Origin of the sequence: Roseateles sp. (assembly GCF_039595295.1) — a bacterium.
Classification (GTDB): Bacteria; Pseudomonadota; Gammaproteobacteria; order Burkholderiales; family Burkholderiaceae_C; genus Roseateles.
The window spans coordinates 23489-44423 of sequence record NZ_JBCNLU010000002.1 but is presented as its reverse complement, the minus strand read 5'-3'; the positions used below and the strand labels follow the sequence as shown (position 1 = coordinate 44423).

The 20935-nt window shown below is 70.1% G+C and carries 20 protein-coding genes and 1 riboswitch; of the genes, 9 read left to right on the top strand and 11 right to left on the bottom strand.

The features are described from left to right. Positions 1-255 precede the first annotated feature (255 nt). Positions 256-1827 carry a glycerol-3-phosphate dehydrogenase gene (gene glpD, locus ABDW59_RS02240; protein WP_343627996.1) on the bottom strand — a complete coding sequence of 524 codons (1572 nt, stop codon included), beginning with the start codon at positions 1825-1827 and terminating at the stop codon, positions 256-258. A gap of 210 nt (positions 1828-2037) precedes the next feature. On the opposite strand from glpD, the gene ABDW59_RS02235 reads away from it, so the two are divergent. From ABDW59_RS02235 to ABDW59_RS02220, 4 genes are all read left to right on the top strand, one after another. Continuing rightward, positions 2038-2802 carry a DeoR/GlpR family DNA-binding transcription regulator gene (locus tag ABDW59_RS02235; RefSeq protein WP_343627777.1) on the top strand — a complete coding sequence of 255 codons (765 nt, stop codon included), beginning with the start codon at positions 2038-2040 and terminating at the stop codon, positions 2800-2802. A 17-nt stretch (positions 2803-2819) separates the two neighbouring features. Next, a complete protein-coding gene (gene glpK, locus ABDW59_RS02230; protein WP_343627776.1) occupies positions 2820-4313 on the top strand; it encodes a glycerol kinase GlpK in 1494 nt (497 codons plus the stop codon). 142 nt (positions 4314-4455) lie between these two features. Continuing rightward, a complete protein-coding gene (locus ABDW59_RS02225; protein WP_343627775.1) occupies positions 4456-4716 on the top strand; it encodes an AbrB family transcriptional regulator in 261 nt (86 codons plus the stop codon). Next, complete coding sequence (locus ABDW59_RS02220) at positions 4713-5183, top strand: type II toxin-antitoxin system VapC family toxin (protein ID WP_343627774.1); 471 nt, start codon at positions 4713-4715, stop codon at positions 5181-5183. Before ABDW59_RS02225 ends, ABDW59_RS02220 begins: the two co-directional genes overlap by 4 nt. On the opposite strand, the gene ABDW59_RS02215 is transcribed toward ABDW59_RS02220, so the two are convergent. The 3 genes from ABDW59_RS02215 to ABDW59_RS02205 form a co-directional block, all read right to left on the bottom strand. Then, on the bottom strand, positions 5105-5683 hold the full coding sequence (locus tag ABDW59_RS02215; protein ID WP_067066271.1) for a TMEM165/GDT1 family protein: 579 nt from the start codon (positions 5681-5683) through the stop codon (positions 5105-5107). The genes ABDW59_RS02220 and ABDW59_RS02215 overlap by 79 nt on opposite strands. Before the next feature lie 77 nt (positions 5684-5760). Next, a riboswitch (yybP-ykoY riboswitch) is annotated at positions 5761-5894 on the bottom strand. Further along, positions 5874-7274: an insulinase family protein gene (locus ABDW59_RS02210; RefSeq protein WP_343627773.1), complete on the bottom strand. Its 1401-nt coding sequence runs from the start codon at positions 7272-7274 to the stop codon at positions 5874-5876. (Overlaps the previous riboswitch by 21 nt.) A gap of 32 nt (positions 7275-7306) precedes the next feature. Continuing rightward, complete coding sequence (locus tag ABDW59_RS02205) at positions 7307-8752, bottom strand: insulinase family protein (RefSeq protein ID WP_343627772.1); 1446 nt, start codon at positions 8750-8752, stop codon at positions 7307-7309. 179 nt (positions 8753-8931) lie between these two features. Between ABDW59_RS02205 and ABDW59_RS02200 the strand changes: the two genes are divergently transcribed. Next, on the top strand, positions 8932-9315 hold the full coding sequence (locus ABDW59_RS02200) for a VOC family protein (RefSeq protein ID WP_343627994.1): 384 nt from the start codon (positions 8932-8934) through the stop codon (positions 9313-9315). Positions 9316-9482: 167 nt separating this feature from the next. On the opposite strand, the gene ABDW59_RS02195 is transcribed toward ABDW59_RS02200, so the two are convergent. Then, a complete protein-coding gene (locus tag ABDW59_RS02195; RefSeq protein WP_343627771.1) occupies positions 9483-10820 on the bottom strand; it encodes an NAD(P)/FAD-dependent oxidoreductase in 1338 nt (445 codons plus the stop codon). A 62-nt stretch (positions 10821-10882) separates the two neighbouring features. On the opposite strand from ABDW59_RS02195, the gene ABDW59_RS02190 reads away from it, so the two are divergent. Both ABDW59_RS02190 and ABDW59_RS02185 read left to right on the top strand, forming a co-directional pair. Beyond that, positions 10883-11575, top strand: a complete 693-nt coding sequence (locus ABDW59_RS02190) for a YafY family protein (protein ID WP_343627770.1) — start codon at positions 10883-10885, stop codon at positions 11573-11575. A 137-nt stretch (positions 11576-11712) separates the two neighbouring features. Beyond that, the gene (locus ABDW59_RS02185; RefSeq protein ID WP_343627769.1) at positions 11713-12561 is read left to right on the top strand and encodes a hypothetical protein; all 849 of its coding nucleotides are present in this window, start codon (positions 11713-11715) and stop codon (positions 12559-12561) included. 55 nt (positions 12562-12616) lie between these two features. Here the strand turns inward: ABDW59_RS02185 and ABDW59_RS02180 are convergent, their stop codons facing one another. Together ABDW59_RS02180 and ABDW59_RS02175 are read right to left on the bottom strand one after the other, a co-directional pair. Beyond that, entirely contained in the window at positions 12617-13696 is a 1080-nt protein-coding gene (locus ABDW59_RS02180) for an acyltransferase family protein (protein WP_343627768.1), read from the bottom strand. Positions 13697-13853: 157 nt separating this feature from the next. Further along, a complete protein-coding gene (locus tag ABDW59_RS02175; RefSeq protein WP_343627767.1) occupies positions 13854-14432 on the bottom strand; it encodes a hypothetical protein in 579 nt (192 codons plus the stop codon). A gap of 66 nt (positions 14433-14498) precedes the next feature. Here ABDW59_RS02175 and ABDW59_RS02170 point away from each other — a divergent pair, with 66 nt between their 5' ends. Next, positions 14499-15506 (top strand): XdhC family protein, encoded by a 1008-nt coding sequence (locus tag ABDW59_RS02170; RefSeq protein ID WP_343627766.1) that lies wholly within the window; start codon positions 14499-14501, stop codon positions 15504-15506. A gap of 13 nt (positions 15507-15519) precedes the next feature. On the opposite strand, the gene ABDW59_RS02165 is transcribed toward ABDW59_RS02170, so the two are convergent. Continuing rightward, positions 15520-16137: a DUF6515 family protein gene (locus ABDW59_RS02165; RefSeq protein WP_343627765.1), complete on the bottom strand. Its 618-nt coding sequence runs from the start codon at positions 16135-16137 to the stop codon at positions 15520-15522. A gap of 269 nt (positions 16138-16406) precedes the next feature. On the opposite strand from ABDW59_RS02165, the gene ABDW59_RS02160 reads away from it, so the two are divergent. Further along, complete coding sequence (locus tag ABDW59_RS02160; RefSeq protein WP_343627764.1) at positions 16407-17069, top strand: glutathione S-transferase family protein; 663 nt, start codon at positions 16407-16409, stop codon at positions 17067-17069. Between the two features lie 28 nt (positions 17070-17097). Here ABDW59_RS02160 and ABDW59_RS02155 read toward each other — a convergent pair whose 3' ends face one another. The 3 genes from ABDW59_RS02155 to ABDW59_RS02145 are packed head-to-tail and all read right to left on the bottom strand — an operon-like array spanning position 17098 to position 20914. Further along, positions 17098-17910 (bottom strand): hypothetical protein, encoded by an 813-nt coding sequence (locus ABDW59_RS02155; RefSeq protein ID WP_343627763.1) that lies wholly within the window; start codon positions 17908-17910, stop codon positions 17098-17100. Beyond that, on the bottom strand, positions 17907-20312 hold the full coding sequence (locus ABDW59_RS02150; protein ID WP_343627762.1) for a penicillin acylase family protein: 2406 nt from the start codon (positions 20310-20312) through the stop codon (positions 17907-17909). Before ABDW59_RS02150 ends, ABDW59_RS02155 begins: the two co-directional genes overlap by 4 nt. Continuing rightward, positions 20309-20914, bottom strand: coding sequence for a response regulator (locus ABDW59_RS02145; protein ID WP_343627761.1), 606 nt, complete (start codon positions 20912-20914; stop codon positions 20309-20311). Before ABDW59_RS02145 ends, ABDW59_RS02150 begins: the two co-directional genes overlap by 4 nt. Positions 20915-20935 lie beyond the last annotated feature (21 nt).

Below are 20935 nucleotides of genomic sequence, written 5' to 3'. Positions count from 1 at the left end.
GTTGTTGTTGCCGTTGTCTTGGAGCACGAAGACCCTCTCCCCCGCCCTCTCCCGCAAGCGGGAGAGGGAGTCGCCGGCGGGAGAGCCCGAAGACCCTCTCCCCTGCCCTCTCCCGCAAGCGGGAGAGGGAGCCGTCAGCGGGAGCGTCCGAAGACTGTCGCTCTTACTCCCTCTCCCGCTTGCGCGAGGCGGCGTGGCCTTACTCCCTCTCCCGCCTGCGGGAGAGGGCGGGGGAGAGGGTCTTCCGGGGTCAGCTCATGCCGACACCCCCGGCGGCCTCACCCACAAATGCTCGCGTTCCTCAAACCAGCGCAGCACCGCCATCCGCTGCGCCTCCGTGTAATGCAGTCCCAGCTTGGAGCGCCGCCACAGCACGTCGTCCGCGGCGCGCGCCCATTCCTCGCGCACCAGGTATTCCAGCTCCGCCTGATGCAGCCCCGGGGCAATCTCCGGACCAAGGTCGCCCAGCGACTCCGCGCCATGCAGCACTCGCTCCACCCGCGCCCCATAAGCCCGCGCCAGACGCCGCGCCAACGAGGGCGGCAGCCAGGGATGGCGCTGGCCGATGGCCACGAGCAAGCGCTGGAAGTCGGTGTCGGGCCGCTGCGGCGCGCCGATCCAGTCGCGCAGATCGCCGCCCGGCAGATGCGCATGCTCGGTCCAGGCCCGCCGCCGATCGCCCAGCATGTCGCCCAGCAAATCGGCCGCGTCCTCCGCCAGCTTGCGGAAGGTCGTGATCTTCCCGCCCCACACGCTGAGCAGCGGCGCCCCCGATTCGGCATGCGTCTCCAGCAGGTAATCGCGTGTCACCGCCGACGGATCGCCGGACGCGTCGTCCAGCAGCGGCCGCACGCCCGCATAGGTCCAGACGACGTCGGCCGGCGTCACCGGCGCGGCGAAGTAGCGGCTGGCCTGCTCGCAGAGATAGGCGATCTCGCCCTCGTCGATGCGGGCCTTGGCGAAGCCGGCCAGCGCGTCGGCGGGCAACTCCACGTCGGTCGTCCCGATCAGCGTGAAGTCGTCCTCGTAGGGGATGGCGAAGATGATGCGCTTGTCGGGGTTCTGGAAGATGTAGGCGTGGTCGTGCTGGAAGCGCTTGCGCACGATGATGTGGCTGCCCTTCACCAGACGCAGGCTCTTGGTCGCGATGACCTCGCCATGCGCGGGCGTCGCGACCTGGCGCAGGAAGCCCTCGGCCCAGGGCCCGGCCGCGTTGACCAGCGCGCGGGCGCGCAACTGGCGCTCGCCATCGGCGCAGCGCAGCGTCGCGGTCCAGTGATCCGCATGACGCTGAGCGGCGGTGACCATCGTGCGGGTATGCAGCACGGCGCCGTGCTCGCGCGCATCCAGCGCGTTGAGCAGCACCAGCCGCGCGTCGTCCACCCAGCCGTCGGAGTAGACGAAGCCCTTGGTGTACTCGCGCTTGAGCGGCTCCCCGTAGGACGAGCCGCGCAGGTCCACGCCCTCGGAGCCGGGCAGCACCTCGCGGCGCGCCAGATGGTCATAGAGGAACAGACCGATGCGGATCATCCAGGCCGGACGCATGGCCGCGTCATGCGGCATCACGAAACGCAGCGGCCACATGATGTGCGGCGCGCTGCGCAGCAGCACCTCGCGCTCCTGCAGCGCCTTGCGCACCAGCGAAAACTCGTAGTACTCCAGGTAGCGCAGGCCGCCGTGGATCAACTTGGTCGAGGAGGACGAGGTGTGCGCCGCGAAGTCGGACGCCTCGGCCAGCACGACCTTCCAGCCGCGCCCCGCGAGGTCGCGCGCGATGCCCGCACCGTTGATGCCGCCACCCACGACCAGCACATCGCAGCCGTCGATGGCGGAGGAGGTCGCAGGGGCGGCCGCCGGCGCTGAGGTCGTCGCGGAGTTCGAAGCGGAGGTCAAGGGCGAGGTCTCCTTCGGGGGCGTCGCCGCGACTCGGATGTTCGCGGCTGTGTTCTTCTTTTTTCTTTTTAGCGCGATTGCGCGCGTTTCACGCCAGGGTTAACCCGGTCAATTGTTCGTTTCGGTTCCTTTAGCCTGCGCGCCATGAATCCCAATCCCCGCCAGAACGACCTGCTGCAGGAGGTGCGCGCACGCGGCTCGGTGAGCGTGGAATCGCTGGCCGAGCAATTCGGCGTGACCTTGCAGACCGTGCGCCGCGACGTGCAGCGGCTGGCCGAGGCCGGCCTGGTGCAGCGCTTCCACGGCGGCGTGCGCGTGCCCGCGTCGACCACCGAGAACATCGCCTATCGCCAGCGCCAGGCCATGCAGGCCGACGGCAAATCGCGCATCGCGCGCGCCATCGCCGCGCGCATTCCGGCGGGCTGCTCGCTGATCCTGAACCTGGGCACGACCACCGAGGCGGTGGCGCATGCGCTGCTCCACCACAAGGGCCTGCGGGTCATCACGAACAACCTGAATGTCGCGATGATCCTGAGCGACAACCCGGACTGTGAGCTGGTGATGGTGGGCGGCTCGGTGCGGCACCGCGATCGAGGCATCGTCGGCGAGGCGGCGGTCGACTTCATCCGGCAGTTCAAGGTGGACATCGGCTTGATCGGCATCTCGGGCATTGAGTCCGACGGCAGTCTGCGCGATTTCGACTACCGCGAGGTGATGGTGGCACGGACCATCGTCGAGCATTCGCGCGAGGTCTGGGTCGCGGCCGATGCGACGAAATTCAACCGGCCCGCGATGGCCGAGGTGGCGCGCCTGCCCCAGATCGACGCGCTGTTCACCGACGAGGCGCCGCCGGAGCCCTTCCCCGCGCTGATGAGCGACGCGGGCGTGGAGCTGGTGGTGGCCGATTAAAACGAGCGAGACAAGCCATGACCTATCTGCTGGCCCTGGACCAGGGCACCTCCAGCTCCCGCGCCATCGTCTTCGATGCGCAGGGCCGCATCGTCGCGATGGCGCAGCGGGAGTTCCGCCAGATCTATCCGCAGCCGGGCTGGGTCGAGCACGATGCCGATGAAATCTGGGACTCGCAGCTGGCGGTGGCGCGCGAGGTGCTCGCCAAGGCCTCGCTGAAGGCTGCCGACGTGAAGGCGCTGGGCATCACGAATCAGCGCGAGACCACGCTGGTGTGGAATCGCAAGACCGGCCGACCCGTCCATCACGCGATCGTCTGGCAGGACCGCCGCGCCGAGCCGCGCTGCGCCGAGTTGCGCGAGCGCGGACACGGGCCGCTGATCCAGCGCAAGACGGGGCTGGTAGTGGACGCGTATTTCTCGGGGACCAAGCTGCAGTGGATCCTGGACAACGTGCCCGGCGCGCGCGAGCAGGCCGAGCGCGGCGAGCTGGCCTTCGGCACCATCGACAGCTGGCTGATCTGGAAGCTCACCAACGGCGAGGTCCATGTGACCGACGTGAGCAACGCCTCGCGCACCATGCTCTTCGACGTGCGCGAGAACCGCTGGGACGAGGAGCTGCTGGCGCTGCTGGACATTCCCGCATCGGTGCTGCCCGACGTGAAGCCCTCAGCCTCCGACTTCGGTCGCGCGGCGCCGGAGCATCTGGGCGGCGCGCTGACGATCGGCGGAATCGCCGGGGATCAGCAGAGCGCGCTGTTCGGGCAGGCCTGCTTCGAGGCCGGCATGGCCAAGAACACCTACGGCACCGGCTGCTTCATGCTGATGCACACGGGGCCGGTCTTCCAGACCAGCGGGAACGGGCTGATCACCACGAGCGCGGCGCAGACCGACGCGTCGCCTCGGTACGCGCTGGAGGGCAGCGTCTTCATCGGCGGCGCGGTCGTGCAATGGCTGCGCGACGGGCTGAACGCGATCAAGGCGAGCGGCGAGGTGCAAGGCCTGGCCGAGAGCGTGCCGGACGCGGGCGGGGTGATGTTCGTGCCGGCCTTCACCGGGCTGGGCGCGCCCTATTGGGACGCGGAGGCGCGCGGCGCGATCGTGGGTCTGACGCGGGGATCGACGGTGGCGCACATCGCGCGCGCGGCGCTGGAGAGCATCGCGTTCCAAAGCGCGGCGCTGTTGCAGGCGATGAGCCGCGACGCGGTCGCCGCGGGCGGCGCGCCGGTGAGCGAGCTGCGCGTGGACGGCGGCGCCTGCGTGAACGATCTGCTGATGCAATTCCAGGCGGACCTGCTGGGCATTCCGGTCGTGCGTCCGAAGGTGATCGAGACGACGGCGCTGGGCGCCGCGTATCTCGCGGGCCTGACGGCCGGCGTGTACGGCAACCTCGAGGACATCGGCCGCAACTGGCAGACGGAACGCGTGTTCCGTCCGACCATGCCGCGCGATCGCGCGCAGGAGTTGATGGCGCATTGGGAGCGCGCGGTGAGGCAGGCCTCGGCGCGTTGATTCATTGCCCATGGCGCGAGTCGCTCGCGCCTCTCCCCCGTCAGGGGGTCAGGTCTCTCCCCCCTCAATGACTGATTTGAGGAAGTGCGCAGGACAGTCGGCATCCATAGAGTGACGGGCTTCCACAAGGGAGAGGCCCTTCATGACCAAGATCGCCGACCTGATCAAGCTGGGCACCTACGCCGAAGGCCAGGTGCTGAACATCCCCGACGAAGTCCGTGACGAGCTCCGCCTGAATCCGGGCGATCGCGTCGAGTTCCTGTGGCTCGCCCCCCACGAGTACCTGATCTACTCGGCCGAGCACCCGCTCAGCATGCAGGGCATGCTCGGCAAGCCCAAACGCAAGGTCTCGATCAAGGACATGACCCGCGCCATCCGCGCGCGCGGAGGACACACCCGATGACTGGCATCGACACCAACATCCTGGTGCGCATCTTCGTGAGCGACGATGTCCGTCAGACGGCGATCGCCCAGCGCTTCATGGAAGCGCTCACGCCCGAGGAACCCGGATACATCTCCACTGTCGCTTTGTTGGAGCTCTGGTGGGTGCTTCACAGGACCTACCAGATGGAGAAGATGGCACTGGTACGGGCGGTCCGCAGGCTGCTGGACGCTCCCCACCTCCTCATTGAACACAAGGAAGAGGTTTCCGAGGCCGTGGGGAACTTCCTGACCGGAAACGCGAATCTGCAGGACTACCTGGTCGAACGTCGATGCTTCGGCGCTGGCTGCGCCAGAACCATGACGTTCGACCGGGCCGCGGCTCGTTCGGCCGGCATGACCCTCGTGGATCAGATCCCCATCGCCTCGCCCGCCCCCAACAGCGTCAGCACGCCCAGCACGGCGAAGATGGCCGCGGCGATCCCGTGAACCAGCCGCACCGGCAGCTTGTGCGCGAGCTTGTCGCCCACCAGCACCGCCGGCACGTTGGCGATCATCATCCCCAGCGTCGTGCCGGCCACCACCGGCCACAGATCATTGAAGCGCGCGGCCAAGGCCACGGTCGCGATCTGCGTCTTGTCGCCCATCTCCGCCAGGAAGAAGGCCACGATGGTCGTGCCCAGCACGCCCAGCTTGAACTTGCCGCCCGTCTCGGCGTCGTCGATCTTGTCGGGGATCAGCGTCCACACCGCCATCGCGATGAAGCCCACGCCCAGCACCCAGCGCAGCGTGTGCGGCGAGACCTGCGTCGTGATCCAGCTGCCCACCGCGCCCGCGCAGGCGTGATTCACCAGCGTCGCGATGAGGATGCCCAGCACGATCGGCCCGGGCTTGCGGAATCGCGCGGCCAGGATGAAGGCCAGCAATTGGGTCTTGTCGCCGATTTCGGCCAGGGCCACGAGCCCGGTGGAGATGAGGAAGGCTTCCATGAAAACGCTCAGCGGCCGAGACGTACCAATGACCACGCCTCCGCCGGCCGCAACCCGGGAGCGTGGTCAAAGGTCTCGCCAGGCTGGGAACGCGAAGGTTCCTGGCTACCGCGCGCCATGAGCCGGAGCTCAAGTTTGTTGACGCGGGTCTGCTGAATGGGCCCGTCGGGCGACGAGCGGGGTGCAGCGGCTACTCCCCAATGACAGCGCGGATTGTAGCCAGAGTCAGTCCCGGCCATGCCCGCTGTGCGGGTTCCGGCGGTCCGGCATCGCCCAGCAGCAGCAGTTGCGTGCGGTTGTCGCGCCAACTCGAGCCCATCAGCAGCTGCAGCACCGGCGCGCTCACCGCCTTGATCCGCTGCGGCCATTGCACGCAGTCGTCCAGCTCATTGCGCGCGACGGCCGACGCGATCAGCGCATCCGGCGCCTCGGCCAACCCGGCCTGCCAGTCGCCCAGCGCCAAGGCCTGCGCCATCGCGAGATCCTCGGCGGTGACCGGCTCGGCGGCCAGCAGCGGCAGCTGCTCGCGCAGCAGGGCCAAGTGCTCCGGAACGGCGGCCACCGGCAGCGTCACGCTGAAGCTCCAGCGCGAGGCGCCGCCCAGCGATTCGATCTCGCTCTCCCAGGGTCCGGGCAGCTTCGCGGCCACGCGCTGATGCATGAGCTCGCGCGCCAGCGCCCGCAGCACCGGCGGCGTGCCACGCGGCACCGGCGACTGCACGACGAGTTGGCAGCCCTGCCCTTGCGGCAGCTGCAGGAACTGCGCCGAACCCGGTGCCGGCACGGCCGTCGCCAGCGCGGCGGCGGCGCCCGGGGCGGCGGGCGCGGCCTTGGGCACGCGCCACTCGGCCATGAAGTCGGTGGCCAGGCCCTTGGCCGCTTCCAGCGTCAGATCACCGACGAAGAGCAAGGTGCTGCGCTCTGGCCGCCAGAACTGGCGATGGAATGCGAGCACGTCCTCGCGCTTGAGCCGTTTGAGGCTGCCCGCCGTCTGCACCGGCTGAGCCCGCCCCCAGAACGCGCGTCGTGCCGCCCAGGGCGCGAGCAGTTGCGCGTCAGCCCGGCGCAGCACCAGCGCATCCTGCGCGCGGCTGCGCATGTGCTCCAGCGCCTCGAAGGCCAGCGCCGGACGCTGGGTGAGGTCCGCGAGCAGATTGACCGCGTCGTCGCATTGATCGGGCAGGGCCTCGAGCGCGATCTCCGCGCTGGCCGCGCCGATCTCCAGCGCCAGCGGCTTGCCCAGCAGATCGCCCGCATAGGCGATGTCGGCGGACTCCATCGCCTCGCCGTCGCGCTTGGCCCCTTGCGCGAGCATGGACAGCGCCACCTCGGCCAAGCCTTCCTTGCCGGTGGGATCCCGCAGCCAACCGCCCTCGCCGATCAGGCGGACCTGGGTCCGTGCCGCGCCCGGTCGCGGCAGCACCAGCACGCGCAGGCCGTTGGGCAGCTTGGCTTGTTCCAGCGTGAGCGCCGGCACCGCGGGCGCCTGCGGCGCTTCGGGCGGACGATCGAACCCGTTCTGCGCCAACACCGGCAGCGCCGTCGCACCGGTCATCAGCGCGCCGCCCAGCATCAGCTCGCGGCGATTCACGCGGGTCGACGTCGGAGATCCGTGATCGCGCCTCATGCCGCCACCCCCGCCGCAGGGCCGATGTCCGCGAGCAGCGTCAGCATCGGCGCTTGCACGATCTGCTTGCGCCAGAGCTGCTGAACTTCGGCGGCCGTGAGCTTGGCGCGCACGGCGGCGTCCTTGGCCGCGGCGTTCACGTCGCCGCGCACTGCCCAGGCCTCGCCGAGCGCCCGCGCCAGGCGCTCCGAGGTCCAGTCCTGTGCTTGTGTCTCGCGGCGCAGCATGGCCTTGGCTTTCTCGAGCTCTTCATCGGTGATCGCCTCGTCGGCCAGGCGCAGCACTTCCTGCTGCAGCGCCTGCGCGACCGGGCTCGCGGTCTGACCGTGCGCGGCCAGCGCCTGTGCCACGAGCAGCCCCGCCTCGCGGCGCTGCAGCAGCCGCAGGCTGAGCTGATGCGCGAGCGCCTTCTCGTCGACCAGCGTGTCGATCAGCCGGCCGGAGCGGCCCAGCCCTAGCAGCGCCTGCGCCAGTTGCCAGACGGGGGTCGTCGCGTCGTCGGCGCGCGGCACCTGCCAGACCAGCGCGGCGGCCGGCAGCGGCGCCTGCGAGAGCGACAGCTTCAGCGTCTGGCTCTGCGGGCGACGCGCTTCGCGCAGGTCCGCGGGCTGGGCGGTGGGCAGCAAGAGCGGGAATGGCGCGCTCGGGGGAGTCGTGCTCGGGGAAGGCGTCGACGGGGAAGCCGCGCTTGAAGACGGGCTCGCCGCCCCGCTTGCGCCCGAAGCGGCGACGGGCCCGGCGGTCGACGATGTGGAGGCGGATGCCGAAGCGCCCTGCCCCTCGCGCGCCGCGCTGCCGAGCATCGGCGGCCGGATCGAGCCGAAGTAATGCAGCATCCAGCGCGCCACGGCGCCCTCGTCGAAGGCGCCCGTCACGATGACGAGCGCGCGGTCGCAACGGAAATTCGCGGCGTGGAACGCGCGCACCGCATCGGCGTCGAGGTCGCGCAGCTGCTCCGGATCACCGAGCGCGCCGCGCTGATAGGGGTGCGTGAGATAGCCGTGACGCTCGACGGCGAGGTCCAGCCGCGCATAGGGATCGAGCTGCGGCGCCTGCACCGCTTGGCGCAGTTGCTGACGCGCAGAGGCCAGCGTGTCGGCGTCGATGCGCGGATTGCTCATGCGCTCGGCTTCGGCCCAGAGCAGTCGCTCCAGCTGATGCGCAGGGACACGGGTCTGCAGGGCGGAGAAATCCTCATCGATCTCGATCACGCCGCGGCCCCCGGCCGAGGCGATCAGGCGATGGAACTGGCCCGGCTCCAGATAGCGGCTCGCGCCGGCGATCAGCCGAAGCGTCAGATGAGAGAGGCCGCTGCGGCCGGTGGGATCATCGCGGCCGCCGCATCGGTAGACGACGCGCACCGTGGCCAGCGCGCCCGGCACGGGCCGCGCCAGCCAGAGCAGGCCGTTCGGGAGTCTTTGGGGCTCGGGGCTAGCGCTCATGGGGCGTGATCGTAGCTGCCAATCCGCTGTCAGCAGCGGGTCCGCATCATCGGCGCGACATCGTCCTACGGCCGATGGCGGCATCGAGGAAGCCCTGCCCCAGGCGATGGGGACAGGCCTCGATCCTTCAAGTCACTTTCACACACGCCGGGTCCGCCGGCCGGGAGTCCCCCATGAGCATGAGCTTCGCCTACACCATCGTCTACGTCGCCGACGTGCCGGCCTCGCTGGACTTCTTCGAGCGGGCCTTCGGCTTGAAGCGCCGCTTCCTGCATGAGTCGGGCGCGTATGGGGAGCTGGAGACGGGGGGGACCACGCTGTCCTTTGCGCGGCATGACATCGCGAGGGGAAATCTCGGACAGGAGTATCGGCGCGCGGAGGATGGGGCGCCGTTGGGAATGGAGATCGGGTTGTCGACGCAGGACGTGCCGGCGGCGTATGCCCAGGCGCTGGGCGCGGGGGCGCAAGGCCTGACCCCGCCGACGACCAAGCCTTGGGGACAGGTGGTCGCCTATGTGCGATGCCCTGATGGGACGCTGGTGGAGATCTGCACGCCGATTTGAGGGAGGCTCTGGGGTGCGACGGCCCTCACCCCAACCCCTCTCCCACTTCATGGGAGAGGGGCGCTCTTTGCCCCTCGCCCGCTTGCGGGAGAGGGGTTGGGGTGAGGGCCGTGGCACACCAGAGCGCAGAGCAGGAGACCGCCCCATCCGCCGGGGGCCGCCATCGCTCAAGCCTCGTCGTGGTGCTGATGCCCTTTCGCCTGCGGCTCCACGACGATGCGCGCATGACGCTGGAAGGTGAAGTACGCCCAGGCCCAATCCGCAAACACTCGAACCCGATTCCGGAAGCCGATCAGGAAGTACACGTGGACGAAAAGCCAGAACAGCCACGCCGCGAAGCCGCTGAACTGGATAGTCCCCAGATCTGCCACCGCCGCCCGACGGCCGATGGTCGCGAGGTTGCCGTAGTCGTTGTAATGGAAGGGCGCGATGGACCGCCCCTGCATCCGCGCCAGGATCTGCTTCGCCGCATGCCGCCCGGCCTGCTTGGCGCCGGGGCTGACGCCGGGCACCGGCTTGCGGCTGCCGTCCTTCTGCAGGCTGGTCGCGGCGGCCATGTCGCCCACGACGTAGACCTCCGGATGACCGGGGATGTTCATGTGCTCGTCCACGACCACGCGCCCCGCGCGATCCAGCGGCACATCCAGCGTGCGCGCCAGAGGCGACGCGGCCACGCCCGCGGCCCAGACCTTGGTCTTGGACGCGATGCGCTCGGTCTTGCCGTCAGCGGTCTGCAGATCCACGCCGTCCTCGTCGATGCCGACGACGCGGCAACCCGTGCGCACCTGCACACCCAGGCGCTCCAACTGCTCCCGGGCCTGCGCCGACTGCTTGGGCTGGAAGGCGGCCAGCACGCGGTCCGAGCCCTCGACCAGCAGCACATGGGCACGGCTCGGATCAATGCGTCGGAACTCGTCGCGCAACGTGTGGCGGGCGATCTCGGCCAGCGTCCCGGCCATCTCGACGCCGGTCGGCCCGCCGCCGATGACGACGAAGGTCAGCCACGGACCGCGGTTGGCGGCGTCGGGCAGGGTCTCCGCGCGCTCGAAGGCGCTGAGCAGCCGAGCCCGCAGCTTGAAGGCATCGGCCAGCGTCTTCAGACCGGGCGCGTGCTCCTGCCACTGGTCGTTGCCGAAGTAGCTGTGCGTCGCGCCGGCCGCGACGATGAGGTGGTCATAAGGGATGCGCTGGCCGTCGGTGAGATGAACCTCGCGGCGGCCCTTGTCGACCGCCTGGACCTCCGCCATCAGTACCGTCAGGTTGCGCTGGTGGCGCCGCATGTGGCGGATCGGGGAGGCGATCGCCGGGGCCGACAGGCCGGCCGTCGCGACCTGGTACAGCAGCGGCTGGAACAGGTGATGGTTGCTGCGGTCGATCAGCGTGATGCGCACCGGCGCGCCGTCGAGCACCTTGGTCGCTTCGAGGCCGCCGAAGCCGCAGCCGACGATCACGACATGGGGGAGAGAGGAGGACGGGGCGGAGGGGGCGGCAGGGTCGGCATCCATGCAGCACATCCTAGCGGGGATGACGACCCGGATGGGTCAATCCGATGGCTGACAATCGCCCGATGCGACGCGCCGACCGCCTGTTCCAGATCGTCCAGCTCATCCGTGGACGCCGCCTCACCACCGCCGAATTCCTGGCCCAGCGCCTGGAGGTCTCGATCCGCACCGTCTATCGCGACGTGGCGGCGCTGCAGCAGCAGGGCGTGCCGATCGACGGCGAGGCGGGCGTGGGCTACCGCATGCGCGTCGGCTTCGAACTGCCGCCGCTGATGTTCAGCGCGGAGGAGGCGCAATCGCTGGTGGCCGCGGTCCGGCTGGCGCAGCCGCAGCTGGATGCGGTGCTGGGTCAACGCGCCGAGGAGGCGCTGGGCAAGATCTTCGCGGTGCTGCCGGGCACGGCGCGCGCCGCGGCCGAGAGCCTCACCGTCTATGCGCCGCAGCGCGGCCTGGACGACGCCACGCGCGAGCGGCTGTCGCAACTCCGCCAGGCGACCGAGTCCCGCAACAAGCTGCGCCTGCATTACCTGGACCTGAGCGATCAGACGAGCACCCGCGTGGTGCGGCCGCTGGCCTGCTTCTTCTGGGGGCCGGTGTGGACCTTCTCCGCCTGGTGCGAGCTACGCGAGGACTTCCGCAGCTTCCGCGTCGACCGCGTGCAAGACCTGGAGCTGATGCCCGAGCGCTTCCGGGACGAGCCCGGCAAGACGCTGGCCGATCTGCAGCGCCGCGAGAATGCACGCGAGAACTGGGCCTGAGGCGCCTCGCGCTCTTTTGATCCTCGTCAACGCGAGCGACTGAACTGGCGGGTCCACGAGCGCTCGTGCATCAATAGAGGATTGGCCGCCGCGCCGTGAGCGTCGAGCCTGCGCGTCCTTCGACTTCGAGGACGCTCATGCGCCGCTCCGACCTGCCCCCTGTTCTTTTGCCCGATGCCACCGGCCGGCTCACTCGCCGCAAGGCGCTGGGCGTCGCCGCGTTGTTCGCCGGCCCGTGGCTGAGCGCCTGCGGCGCCGGATCCGATGCGGATGACGCCCCGGACGCGGCCGATCGGGAGCGCCTCGGGCGCGCTTACGAGGAGGAGCGTCAGGCCTCCACGCGACTGGATCCTGGCGTGGTCCGGCTGGTCGACCGCGGGGACGGCTCGCCCCATTTGCTGCTGCGCGGCAACTTGCCGGTGGGCGATACCGGCTTCGAGTACGAGTTCCTGCTGGCGACGCTGCGAGACGCCACGCTCAAGGCCGGTGCGGTCTGGCCGGAGCGCGTCCAGATCGTGGACGTCAGCCTGTTGAACGAGATCGCCGACAGCCGGGATCTCCAGATCGAACGCCGCTTCTGGCAAGAGCATCCCCACTTGGGCCGCTTCGTGCATCACCCGATCTTTGGCGCGTTGACGGATCCGACCGGTCTCCCACAGCCGATCAGACGCGCTTTGGAAGGGAGCGGTGGACTGGACCGGATGGATGAACTGCTGGAGCTGCTACGCGCGCTGCTGCGCGAGCCGGTCCGGGAGGGCGTGGCCCTGGCCGTCTTCGTCCATTGCCGGGCGGGGCGAGACCGGACGGGTCAAGTCATCGCCTCCTATGGGATGCGCCATCAGCGGCAGTCCTATCGCGACGCGATCGCCAACGCTGATCGCGTCGCGGGGCGCGCCGTGTTGCGCTTCAGCCGCCACGGCACGCAGTGGTACGCCTACAAGCTGGCGGACCACGATCGCGTTCCGACCATCGGACCCATCGACTGATCGACCGATCAACTGATCAATCGACGGATCGCAAGCGCAGCCGAGGGCGCGGCCATCAGCGGATCGCCACGCGCGGCAGCGCGGTGGCCGCCGGACGCCAGCGCAGCAGCGGCGCCTCGATCCAGCGGTGGAATGGGACGGCGGCCATGTTGCTCAGGGCCCAGGCGGCCAGCAGCGCCAGCGGAGCGAGCGCGTCCAGCATGGGCGCGGGGCTTTCGGCGCGGTGCTCATAGAGCGCGTTGACCAGCAGGCAGACCGGGAAGTGGATCAGGAACAGCGCATAGGCGTGTCGCGCCATCCCCTGCACCCCGTCCTGCAGCCAGCGCGGACCCGCGCCGCGGCGCCACAGCGCGATCACGACCGCGGTGAGCGCGGCCACCACCAAACGCTCGCGGAACTGCAGGATCAGCGCCGCGGTCATCAGCGCGCCCAGGGCGATCAGGCCCGCGCGACGCGCCCCGGTGGACCAGCTCTGGCACCAGAACAGCAACGCGCCCAGGCCGTAGGCGCCGAAGAAGTAGATGGCGTAGGCGTCCAGGTCGGCCATGCGGTTGAACTTGAGCAGTGAGGCGGCGCAGAGCACGCCCACCACCGCAGGCGCCACGATGGCGCGGGTGGCGCGCTGGAGAGGCAGGCAGCGCAGGGCCCACATCAGCAGCAACAGCAGCGCGAAGAGCTGGAAGTCGATCGCCACGTACCAAGCGCCGACGGTCAGCGCCTCGACCTCCATCAGATCGTGCAGCAGCAGCGCGTGGGCCAGGATCTGGGCCGCGTGGACTTGCGAGGGCACCAGCTCGGGCAGCAGCGGCGCGACCAGCCAGGAGCTCAACAGCGTCAGGCCGACCGCGGCCATGAAGGGCGGGACCAGGCGCCAGTAGCGCTGCGCCAACAGCGCGGGCGCGGACTGGCGCAGTTGCGCGTCTTGCGCCGCCAGCGCGCGGGCGCTGAGGTAGCCGCCCAGGACCAGGAAGACCTGCACCGCCATGCGGCCGTAGTCGTAGAGCCATCCCGTGAGGAGCGGAAAGAGGCCGTGCATCGCCTCGGCGATGGGCCCGTAGACCGACAGGTGATGGAGGACGATCAGCTGCGCCGCGACGGCGCGCAGCGCGTCCAGCGGAAGCAGACGTGAAGCCATGGGGGAAGGAAAAGCGACGGCCGCCTCGCGGCGGCCGTGAATCGATGCCGAATTCTATATGCGAATCAACAAGTTACGTTCGCGTGCAGGTGGTGTGAGGATCGCATGACGCCCGGAAGGGTGCCGGATAGGCGCTGTGCGGCGGCCCGGCGGTCGATCAGCGCGGGGAGCGAGGCGGACCGGAGCGGCGGGCGCGCGGCTTGGGCGGCGGGAACAGGGTCCCGTTGAAGATGGCCGCGAACCAGCCCAGGTACCAGCCGATCAAGCGCTGGAACCAGGGCTTGGGCGGCGCGGGCACCGGCTTGGGGCGATCGGAGGGATGACGCTGCTCGACGGCCTGCTCCAGCGCGCCGAGCCGCTGCCGCAGCAGCGCCAAGCCGGCGACCTTGGAGGGGACGGCGCGCTCCGCCTGGATCACCAGGGCGATGTGCACCAGCGTGCGGTCGGGGCCGAGCGTCTCGAGCCGGATCTGGGCCTGGCCAGTCGCTCCACCGGTACCGGGGCCCTGGCCGTCGAAGCTCAGCCGCAGCCGGCTGGGGGCCTCGATGTCCAACATCAGCAGCTTGCCAGTGAAGCCAGGCATGGCCAGCGCGAAGGCACGGGCCGCATCGGCGGCAGCCAGCGATGAGCCGGCGGGCAGCGCGTCGGCGAGCAGGGCCAGGTCGTGCAGCGCCTTCCAGGCGGTGGCCTGGGGGACCGGCAGGACGAGGTCGTCATTCAGGGCGAGGGTCGGCATGCGGGGGATTGTGGCCGGGCGAGGTGGTCGACTGCGCGCGGGAGCGAATTTCGCTATGGTGCGCGGATGGACAACATGGATCTGCAGGTGCTGCGCCAGGTGCAGCAATGGCTGGACGCCGATCAGCGCGTCGTGCTGGGGACGATCACTCGCACCTGGGGATCAGCGCCTCGGCCGGTGGGGTCGATCGTCGCGGTGCGCGGAGATGGGCTGATCACGGGCTCGGTCTCGGGCGGCTGCATCGAGGACGACCTGGTGGCGAAGGTGCGGGAAGGCGCGCTCACGCTGCGGGCGCCGGAGCTGATCCGCTACGGCGTCGGCGCGGAGGCGGCTCAGCGTTTCGGACTGCCCTGCGGCGGGACGCTGGAGCTGATGCTGGAGCCGGTCGGGCCGGACTCTTCGGTCGCTGAATTGCTGGCGCGCCTGTCGCGCGGCGAGCGGGTGCTGCGAACGCTGGATCTCGCCACCGGCGCGGTGACGCTGTCGGAGCCGCCCTCTCATTCGCTCGGCGGCGCGGACCGTTTGGTGTTGAGCGAGACGCGACTGGAGACGCATCACGGGCCGCAGTGGCGGCTGCTGATCATCGGCGCGGGGCAGATGAGCCAGTACCTGGCGCAGATGGCGCTGGCGCTCGATTACCAGGTGCAGGTCTGCGATCCGCGTGACGACTATCCCTGGACGCTGCTGGCCGCGCCGCTGACGCGCGACATGCCGGACGACGTCGTCCAGCGGCTGCGGCCCGACGGCCACACGGCGATCGTGGCGCTGACGCACGACCCCAAGCTGGACGACCTGGCGTTGATGGAGGCGCTGGCGAGTCCGGCGTTCTACGTCGGCGCGATCGGCTCACGGGTGAATCAGGCCAAGCGGCGCGCGCGCCTGAAGGAGCACTTCGACCTGACGGATGCGCAGCTGGATCGGCTGCACGGCCCGGTGGGCCTGCACATCGGCGCACGCACGCCACCGGAAATCGCGCTGGCGATCCTGGCGCACATGACCGCCGAACGCTATGGCGTGACACTCACCAGCAGCGCCGCGCCAGGCGGCGGGAACGAGGCGGGCTGCGTGGTGTGAGCCCGCCCTGCCCTCACCTCATGCTGTACCCCCGCCCATCCATGCAAGCCTCGACCGCGCGGTTGAACACGCCGGCGTCGTTCATCGCCGAGGGCTGTGAGGTGGCCCAGCGGTTGCAGGCCTGGCGGTCGGCTTCCGTCTGCTCGGCCGACTGGCCGTTGCGCGGATAGATGATCGGATCGGGCCGCGGCGGCGCGACGGGCGCCGGCGTCGCGGTGTCCGCGCCCGGGGGCGGCGCGACCACCACGTAGCCCGGCCCCGAGACCGCGGTCTGGTAATACACGCCGTTGGCGTAGTAGTACGGGTAGCCGCCGATGCGCAGGCTCACGTAGGCCGACGGCAGCACCGGGACGATGACCCCCACCGGCGGCACGATCACGCGAAAGCTCGGTCCGTAGGGCTGATACCAGACCCCGCCGTGGTACCAGTAGCGCCCGCCCACGAAGACCGCGCCCGTCGGCAGGCCGCGCGCGACGTAGCCGGTCGCGGGGTAGTAGTGGTCGTGGTGATAGCGGGTGTCGAAGCGCAGGCCGATGTCGACCCGCGGCCCCGGTCCGCCGTGGTGTTGCGCGGACGCCAGCCCGGTGCCCAGGGCCAGCGCGAGAGGAATCAGCCAACGAAGCTTGCTCATGATGAATCTCCGCCTACGGCGCAGGAAAAGTCAGGTGACCATTCAACGCCGGCTGCTCCGGGGCCGTCTACGGAGCGCGGTTTCGCCGGGGTAAAGATCCATTGCTCCGCGCGGCACCCGGGGCCCGCCCTCGCACGCCGCGCGCGAAGCCACGCTCGTTCGCGACCGAACGACGCGCCCGCAGCCATCGGCGATGATGCGCGCCGTCGCGATCCCACCGAGCCGCGACTCACCGCCCTTTCCGACTCAGCAGACACCCTGCCGCCGACATGATCGAGCTCTACTACTTCCCCAGCAACGCCAGCTTCGCGCCCCACGTCGTCCTGAACGAGCTGGGGCTGCCCTTCCAGCTGACGCTCGTCGACCGCGACAAGGACGAGCACAAGAGCCCGGCCTTCCTGGCGATCAATCCCAACGGCCTGCTGCCCGCGCTGCGCGACACGCGTCCCGGTCAAGACGGTCTGGTGCTGTTCGAGACCGCCGCGATCCTGCTGCATCTGGCCGACACGCATCCCGACGCCGGGCTGATGCCGGCGCTGGGCACGCCCGCCCGCGCCACCGCCTACAAGTGGCTGATGTGGCTGACCAACACGCTGCAGCCCACCGTCATCACGTATTACTACCCCGACCGTTTCGTCGCGCCGGGCAACACCGGCGGCAGCGCCGAGGTGAAGGCGCAGGCGCAGGTCCGCGCAGCCGCGCAACTGGACCTGCTGGCCGCGGAGTTCGAGCGCCACGGCGGACCCTTCCTGCTGGGCGAGCAGTTCTCGGTCCTGGACCCCTTCGCTTTCATGCTGTGCCGCTGGACGCGCAACTTCAGCGATCCGGCGCGCAACCGCCCGGCGCTGGGCGCCTTCCTGGAACGAATGGCGCAGCGCCCCGCGCTGCTCAAGACCATCGAGACCGAGAAGCTGCCCAAGCCCTGGTTCTGAACGAGCGGAACCCGCTCCGCGCTGAGCCTCAGCGCGGCGGCAGCGCGTGCAGGTAGTCGTAGAGCTGGCGCGCGATCGCTGCGCGCTCGGCGTCTGGCCGGCCCTCGGCCAGCGCCGGCATCGTCGTTCCGGGCCGCACCGCCGACGGCGTCAGCAGCCAGCGCCGCCACGCCGCCGCGTCGAAGCCCTTGACCGCGACATCGAGGTCCAAGGGCATCTTGTCGCCGCCGTAGCCGCGAATGCGGTGGCAGCTCAGGCAATGCGTGCGGGCGAGATCGGCGGCAGCGCCGTAGCGCTTGGCCATGTCGCCCGGCAGCAGCGCCTTGGTCGACGAGGGACCGCTGCTCACCGCCGCGACCTGATAGGGCCACAGTGCGCCGCCCTCGGCCTGCAAGGCCTTGGAGCGCCGGTTGTCCCAGACCAGATAGAACGGGCCCAGCGGCACCTGCTTCTCGCCTTGCAGATGGTTGTCGACCTGGAAGGGCTTGCCGTCCTCGCGCGCGATCATCAGCCAGGCGCGGTGCTGCGCGAAACGCTCCACCGGAATGCGCGACACGAAACCGTCGAGCGCGCGCAGCTCCAGCTCGCGTCCCGCCGCATTCCAGTCAGCACCCAGCCACTGCGCCAGCGCCGCGTTCGCCGGAAAGCCGACGTAGCGGACCTCCGGCATCCGGCCCTTGCGCGCGAGATGCGGCTCCAAGACGGTGACCGGCTCGGCGGAGATGCCGGCGGCGCTCAACTGCTCCCGGGCGACGGCGGGCGCCGGCAGTTCCAGACTCCACGCGGCGGGCGCCACCGCGACGCCCATCAGCAGCGCGAGGGACAGCGTGACGGCTTTCATCGCGGCTTCAGCAGCAGCACACTGCGGGCATGCGCCTGGATGTCGGCCTCGGTGAGCCACTCGCGGCGGTACTGGCCCTTGGCGAGCAGCGGCGCCTGATCGCCGTAATGCGGATCCGGCCACACGCCGCTCTGGCCCACCGGATTGACGCCCAGCGCCTCCTGCGGTTTCGCGAAGTCGATCAGCCGGCGCGTCGACGGGCCGTAGGTCACCGCCCAGGGACCGTCGCCGTTGCGCTGCGCGAAGTTGTTGGGCACCTCATGCCCGCCCGGCACCGGGAACGGCCCGACGTTGAAGATCTTGTCCAGCGGCTTCTGCTTGCCCAGCGGATGCTCGTGGGTCAGCGTGTGCGCGCGCTCCCAGCGCCACTGGCCGCTGTCGGGACCCAGCGTCGATTGCAGATGCGCGAGCGCCGCCTTCCACGCGCGGCGCACGATGTCCGCGCGCGTCTCGCGCTGCGGCGTCGTGCGGTCGTCCCACCAGGGCGAGGCGTCGTCGGCGGTGAGGCGCGGCAGCGCATGGTCCAGCGCGCGGGTGCGGCGCAGGTTCTCGAACTGCGCCTCGCCCAGCTCGTCCTTCATCGTCGCCCGCACCAGCTCGGCCATGAACTGCTGGAACAGCACCGGCGCCAGGCCGTCGGCCTTGTACGCGCCGTTCCAGCGCACCAGCGCCTCGACCAGCGGCTGCTCCTCGATGGAGGCGGCGCCGCGCAGCTCGGGGATCAGCGGCCGCAGCACCTGCGGGCCGTAATCGGTCTGCACGTCCAGCTGCAGGGCCTGGCTGTTCTGCGTGTCCCAGCGCTTGCCCTGGCTGATCAGGCCGTCCAGTCGCCGGCCGCGCTCGGCCAGGTTGTAGTAACCGGGCACCGGCGTCTCGGCCACCGGCTGGAAGTTGGCCGACACGATGTAGCCGCGCGCCGGGTTCTCCTCCTGCGGATTCGAGGAGAAGGGCAGGAAGCCCAGCTTGTCCGACTCCGGCTGCGTGCCGTCCAGGATGAAGCTCGGGTTCACGCCCTCGGGCCGCTGCGGCAGCTTGGCCGAGGCCCACCAGCCGATGTCGCCCGCGGCATTGGCCCAGACGATGTTCAGCCCCGGCGCATGCACCAGGCTTGCCGCCTGGCGTGCCTTCTCCAGCGTGTCCGCGCGGCCCAGTTGATAGAAGGCATCGAGCACCGGGTTCTCGGTCTCGAGGAAGGCCCACCACATCGCGATCGGGCGCTCGCCCTTATCGCCGGGGACGGCGTCGTTGATGATGGGCCCGTGCGGCGAGCGGCGCAGCGTCAGGATCTGGTCCGGCTGGCCCTTGACCTTGAGCACCTCCTGACGCGAGCTCATCGGCACCCACTGCCCGTGCACCCAGACCTCGTTGGGATTGGCGGGGTTGATCTTCTCGGCGATCAGATCGACGTCGTCGTTCTGGAACATCGTCAGGCTCCACCCAAAGCGCTGGTTGTGTCCCAGCAGCGCCATGGGGTTCAACGCCAGGTGATGGCCGTAGAGCTCGAAATCCGGCGTGCGCAGATGCGCCTCCCACCAGACCGCGGGCGTCGAGTACGCGATGTGCGGATCCCCCGCCAGCAGCGGCTTGCCGCTGGCCGTGCGGCTGCCTGACACGACCCAGGCATTGCTGCCCTCGAACTGCGGCAGGCCGGCGAGCTCCGCCGCCCGGTCGCTGGCCGCGGCGATGCGCATCAGCATCGGCCCGGCGCTGCCCAGCGTGCCGGCGGGCTGCGCCTGCAACATGCCCTGCGGATGCCAGTCCAGATCGAAGATGCGAAGGTACTCGGGCCCGAGCTGATCGCGCACCGCGGTCAACGCGGGCTCGGTGCGGAAGGCCGCGGCGAAGCTGTAGGCCAGGTAGCCGGCGATGCTCAGCGTGTCGGCCTCGGTGAACGCCCGCTTGGGGATGCCCAGCACCTCGAACTCCAGCGGCGCCGGACGCGTCGCCTGGTATTGATTGACGCCGTCCAGATAGGCCCGCAGCGCGCGCAGCGACGGCGAATCCGGTTGCTGCTTGGCGACCTGCGCGGCGATCTCGTCGGCGCGCGCGCGGATGCCCAGCGTGCGGAACAGGCGATCGGTCTCGACCAGCTTGGGACCGAGCACCTCGGCCAGCTCGCCGCGCGCGAGCCGGCGCAGCATCTCCATCTGGAACAGCCGGTCCTGCGCATGCAGGTAGCCGAGCGCGCGATAGAGGTCGGCCTCGTTGCGGGCGTCGATGTGGGGCACGCCCCATTCGTCGTAGCGCACCTGCACCGGCGCGCTCAGGCCGGTGAGCTGCAGTTCCCCGTCGCGCTGCGGCAGCTTGGCGCGCACATGCCAGGTGACGCCGGCCGCGCCGATGGCGACCAGCACCGCCAGCGAGATCACGCCCCGCTTGAGCCAACGACCCGCGGTGCTCATGACTTGGCCGGTTGACGCAGCTGGGCCAGCGCCTCGACGCGCTTGATCAGGTCGCGATCGTTCCAGGGCTTCTGGAACATGCCGTACAGGCCCTGGATCTGGTGCAGACGGGCGTGGAGCTCTTCATGGCCGCTGATGGCGATGATGGGCAGGTCCTCGGTGGCGAGGGCGCCCTGCACCGCGCGGATCAGCTCGAAGCCGTCCATGTTGGGCATCTCGAGGTCGGTGATCAGCACGCCGAAGCGCGTCTGGCCGAGCAGCTCCAGCGCCTCCACGCCGTCGCGCGCGGCGACGACCTCATGGCCGGCCTCGCTGAACAGCTTGAGCAGCTTGGCGCGCACCACGGCCGAGTCGTCCACCACCAGCAGCGGCAGGCGCGGCGCGGGCGCGGCGGTGGTCGGGGCTTGCGCGACCGGGGCCGCCGGGGCGGCGGGCGCGGGTCGGGCGGGCGCGGGCTGCGGACGAGGCGGCGGCGGAGGCACGCCGACATCGCGGTGGTCGCCGCGGCGCACCGTGATGATGATGATCACGATGGCCAGCGGAATGGCGATCAGCAGCGGCAACAGAAATGGCTGCAGGGTCTCTGGCAAATCAAACGGCATGCGCTCCTCCGACTCCTCCGA

What these genes read in the sequence shown, in the direction of transcription:
- ABDW59_RS02235 (WP_343627777.1), top strand. Translation starts at nt 2,038, where the DNA reads ATGAATCCCAATCCCCGCCAGAACGACCTGCTGCAGGAGGTGCGCGCA.
- glpK (WP_343627776.1), top strand. Translation starts at nt 2,820, where the DNA reads ATGACCTATCTGCTGGCCCTGGACCAGGGCACCTCCAGCTCCCGCGCC.
- ABDW59_RS02225 (WP_343627775.1), top strand. Translation starts at nt 4,456, where the DNA reads ATGACCAAGATCGCCGACCTGATCAAGCTGGGCACCTACGCCGAAGGC.
- ABDW59_RS02220 (WP_343627774.1), top strand. Translation starts at nt 4,713, where the DNA reads ATGACTGGCATCGACACCAACATCCTGGTGCGCATCTTCGTGAGCGAC.
- ABDW59_RS02215 (WP_067066271.1), bottom strand. Translation starts at nt 5,683, where the DNA reads ATGGAAGCCTTCCTCATCTCCACCGGGCTCGTGGCCCTGGCCGAAATC.
- ABDW59_RS02205 (WP_343627772.1), bottom strand. Translation starts at nt 8,752, where the DNA reads ATGAGCGCTAGCCCCGAGCCCCAAAGACTCCCGAACGGCCTGCTCTGG.
- ABDW59_RS02200 (WP_343627994.1), top strand. Translation starts at nt 8,932, where the DNA reads ATGAGCTTCGCCTACACCATCGTCTACGTCGCCGACGTGCCGGCCTCG.
- ABDW59_RS02195 (WP_343627771.1), bottom strand. Translation starts at nt 10,820, where the DNA reads ATGGATGCCGACCCTGCCGCCCCCTCCGCCCCGTCCTCCTCTCTCCCC.
- ABDW59_RS02190 (WP_343627770.1), top strand. Translation starts at nt 10,883, where the DNA reads ATGCGACGCGCCGACCGCCTGTTCCAGATCGTCCAGCTCATCCGTGGA.
- ABDW59_RS02185 (WP_343627769.1), top strand. Translation starts at nt 11,713, where the DNA reads ATGCGCCGCTCCGACCTGCCCCCTGTTCTTTTGCCCGATGCCACCGGC.
- ABDW59_RS02180 (WP_343627768.1), bottom strand. Translation starts at nt 13,696, where the DNA reads ATGGCTTCACGTCTGCTTCCGCTGGACGCGCTGCGCGCCGTCGCGGCG.
- ABDW59_RS02175 (WP_343627767.1), bottom strand. Translation starts at nt 14,432, where the DNA reads ATGCCGACCCTCGCCCTGAATGACGACCTCGTCCTGCCGGTCCCCCAG.
- ABDW59_RS02170 (WP_343627766.1), top strand. Translation starts at nt 14,499, where the DNA reads ATGGACAACATGGATCTGCAGGTGCTGCGCCAGGTGCAGCAATGGCTG.
- ABDW59_RS02165 (WP_343627765.1), bottom strand. Translation starts at nt 16,137, where the DNA reads ATGAGCAAGCTTCGTTGGCTGATTCCTCTCGCGCTGGCCCTGGGCACC.
- ABDW59_RS02160 (WP_343627764.1), top strand. Translation starts at nt 16,407, where the DNA reads ATGATCGAGCTCTACTACTTCCCCAGCAACGCCAGCTTCGCGCCCCAC.
- ABDW59_RS02155 (WP_343627763.1), bottom strand. Translation starts at nt 17,910, where the DNA reads ATGAAAGCCGTCACGCTGTCCCTCGCGCTGCTGATGGGCGTCGCGGTG.
- ABDW59_RS02150 (WP_343627762.1), bottom strand. Translation starts at nt 20,312, where the DNA reads ATGAGCACCGCGGGTCGTTGGCTCAAGCGGGGCGTGATCTCGCTGGCG.
- ABDW59_RS02145 (WP_343627761.1), bottom strand. Translation starts at nt 20,914, where the DNA reads ATGCCGTTTGATTTGCCAGAGACCCTGCAGCCATTTCTGTTGCCGCTG.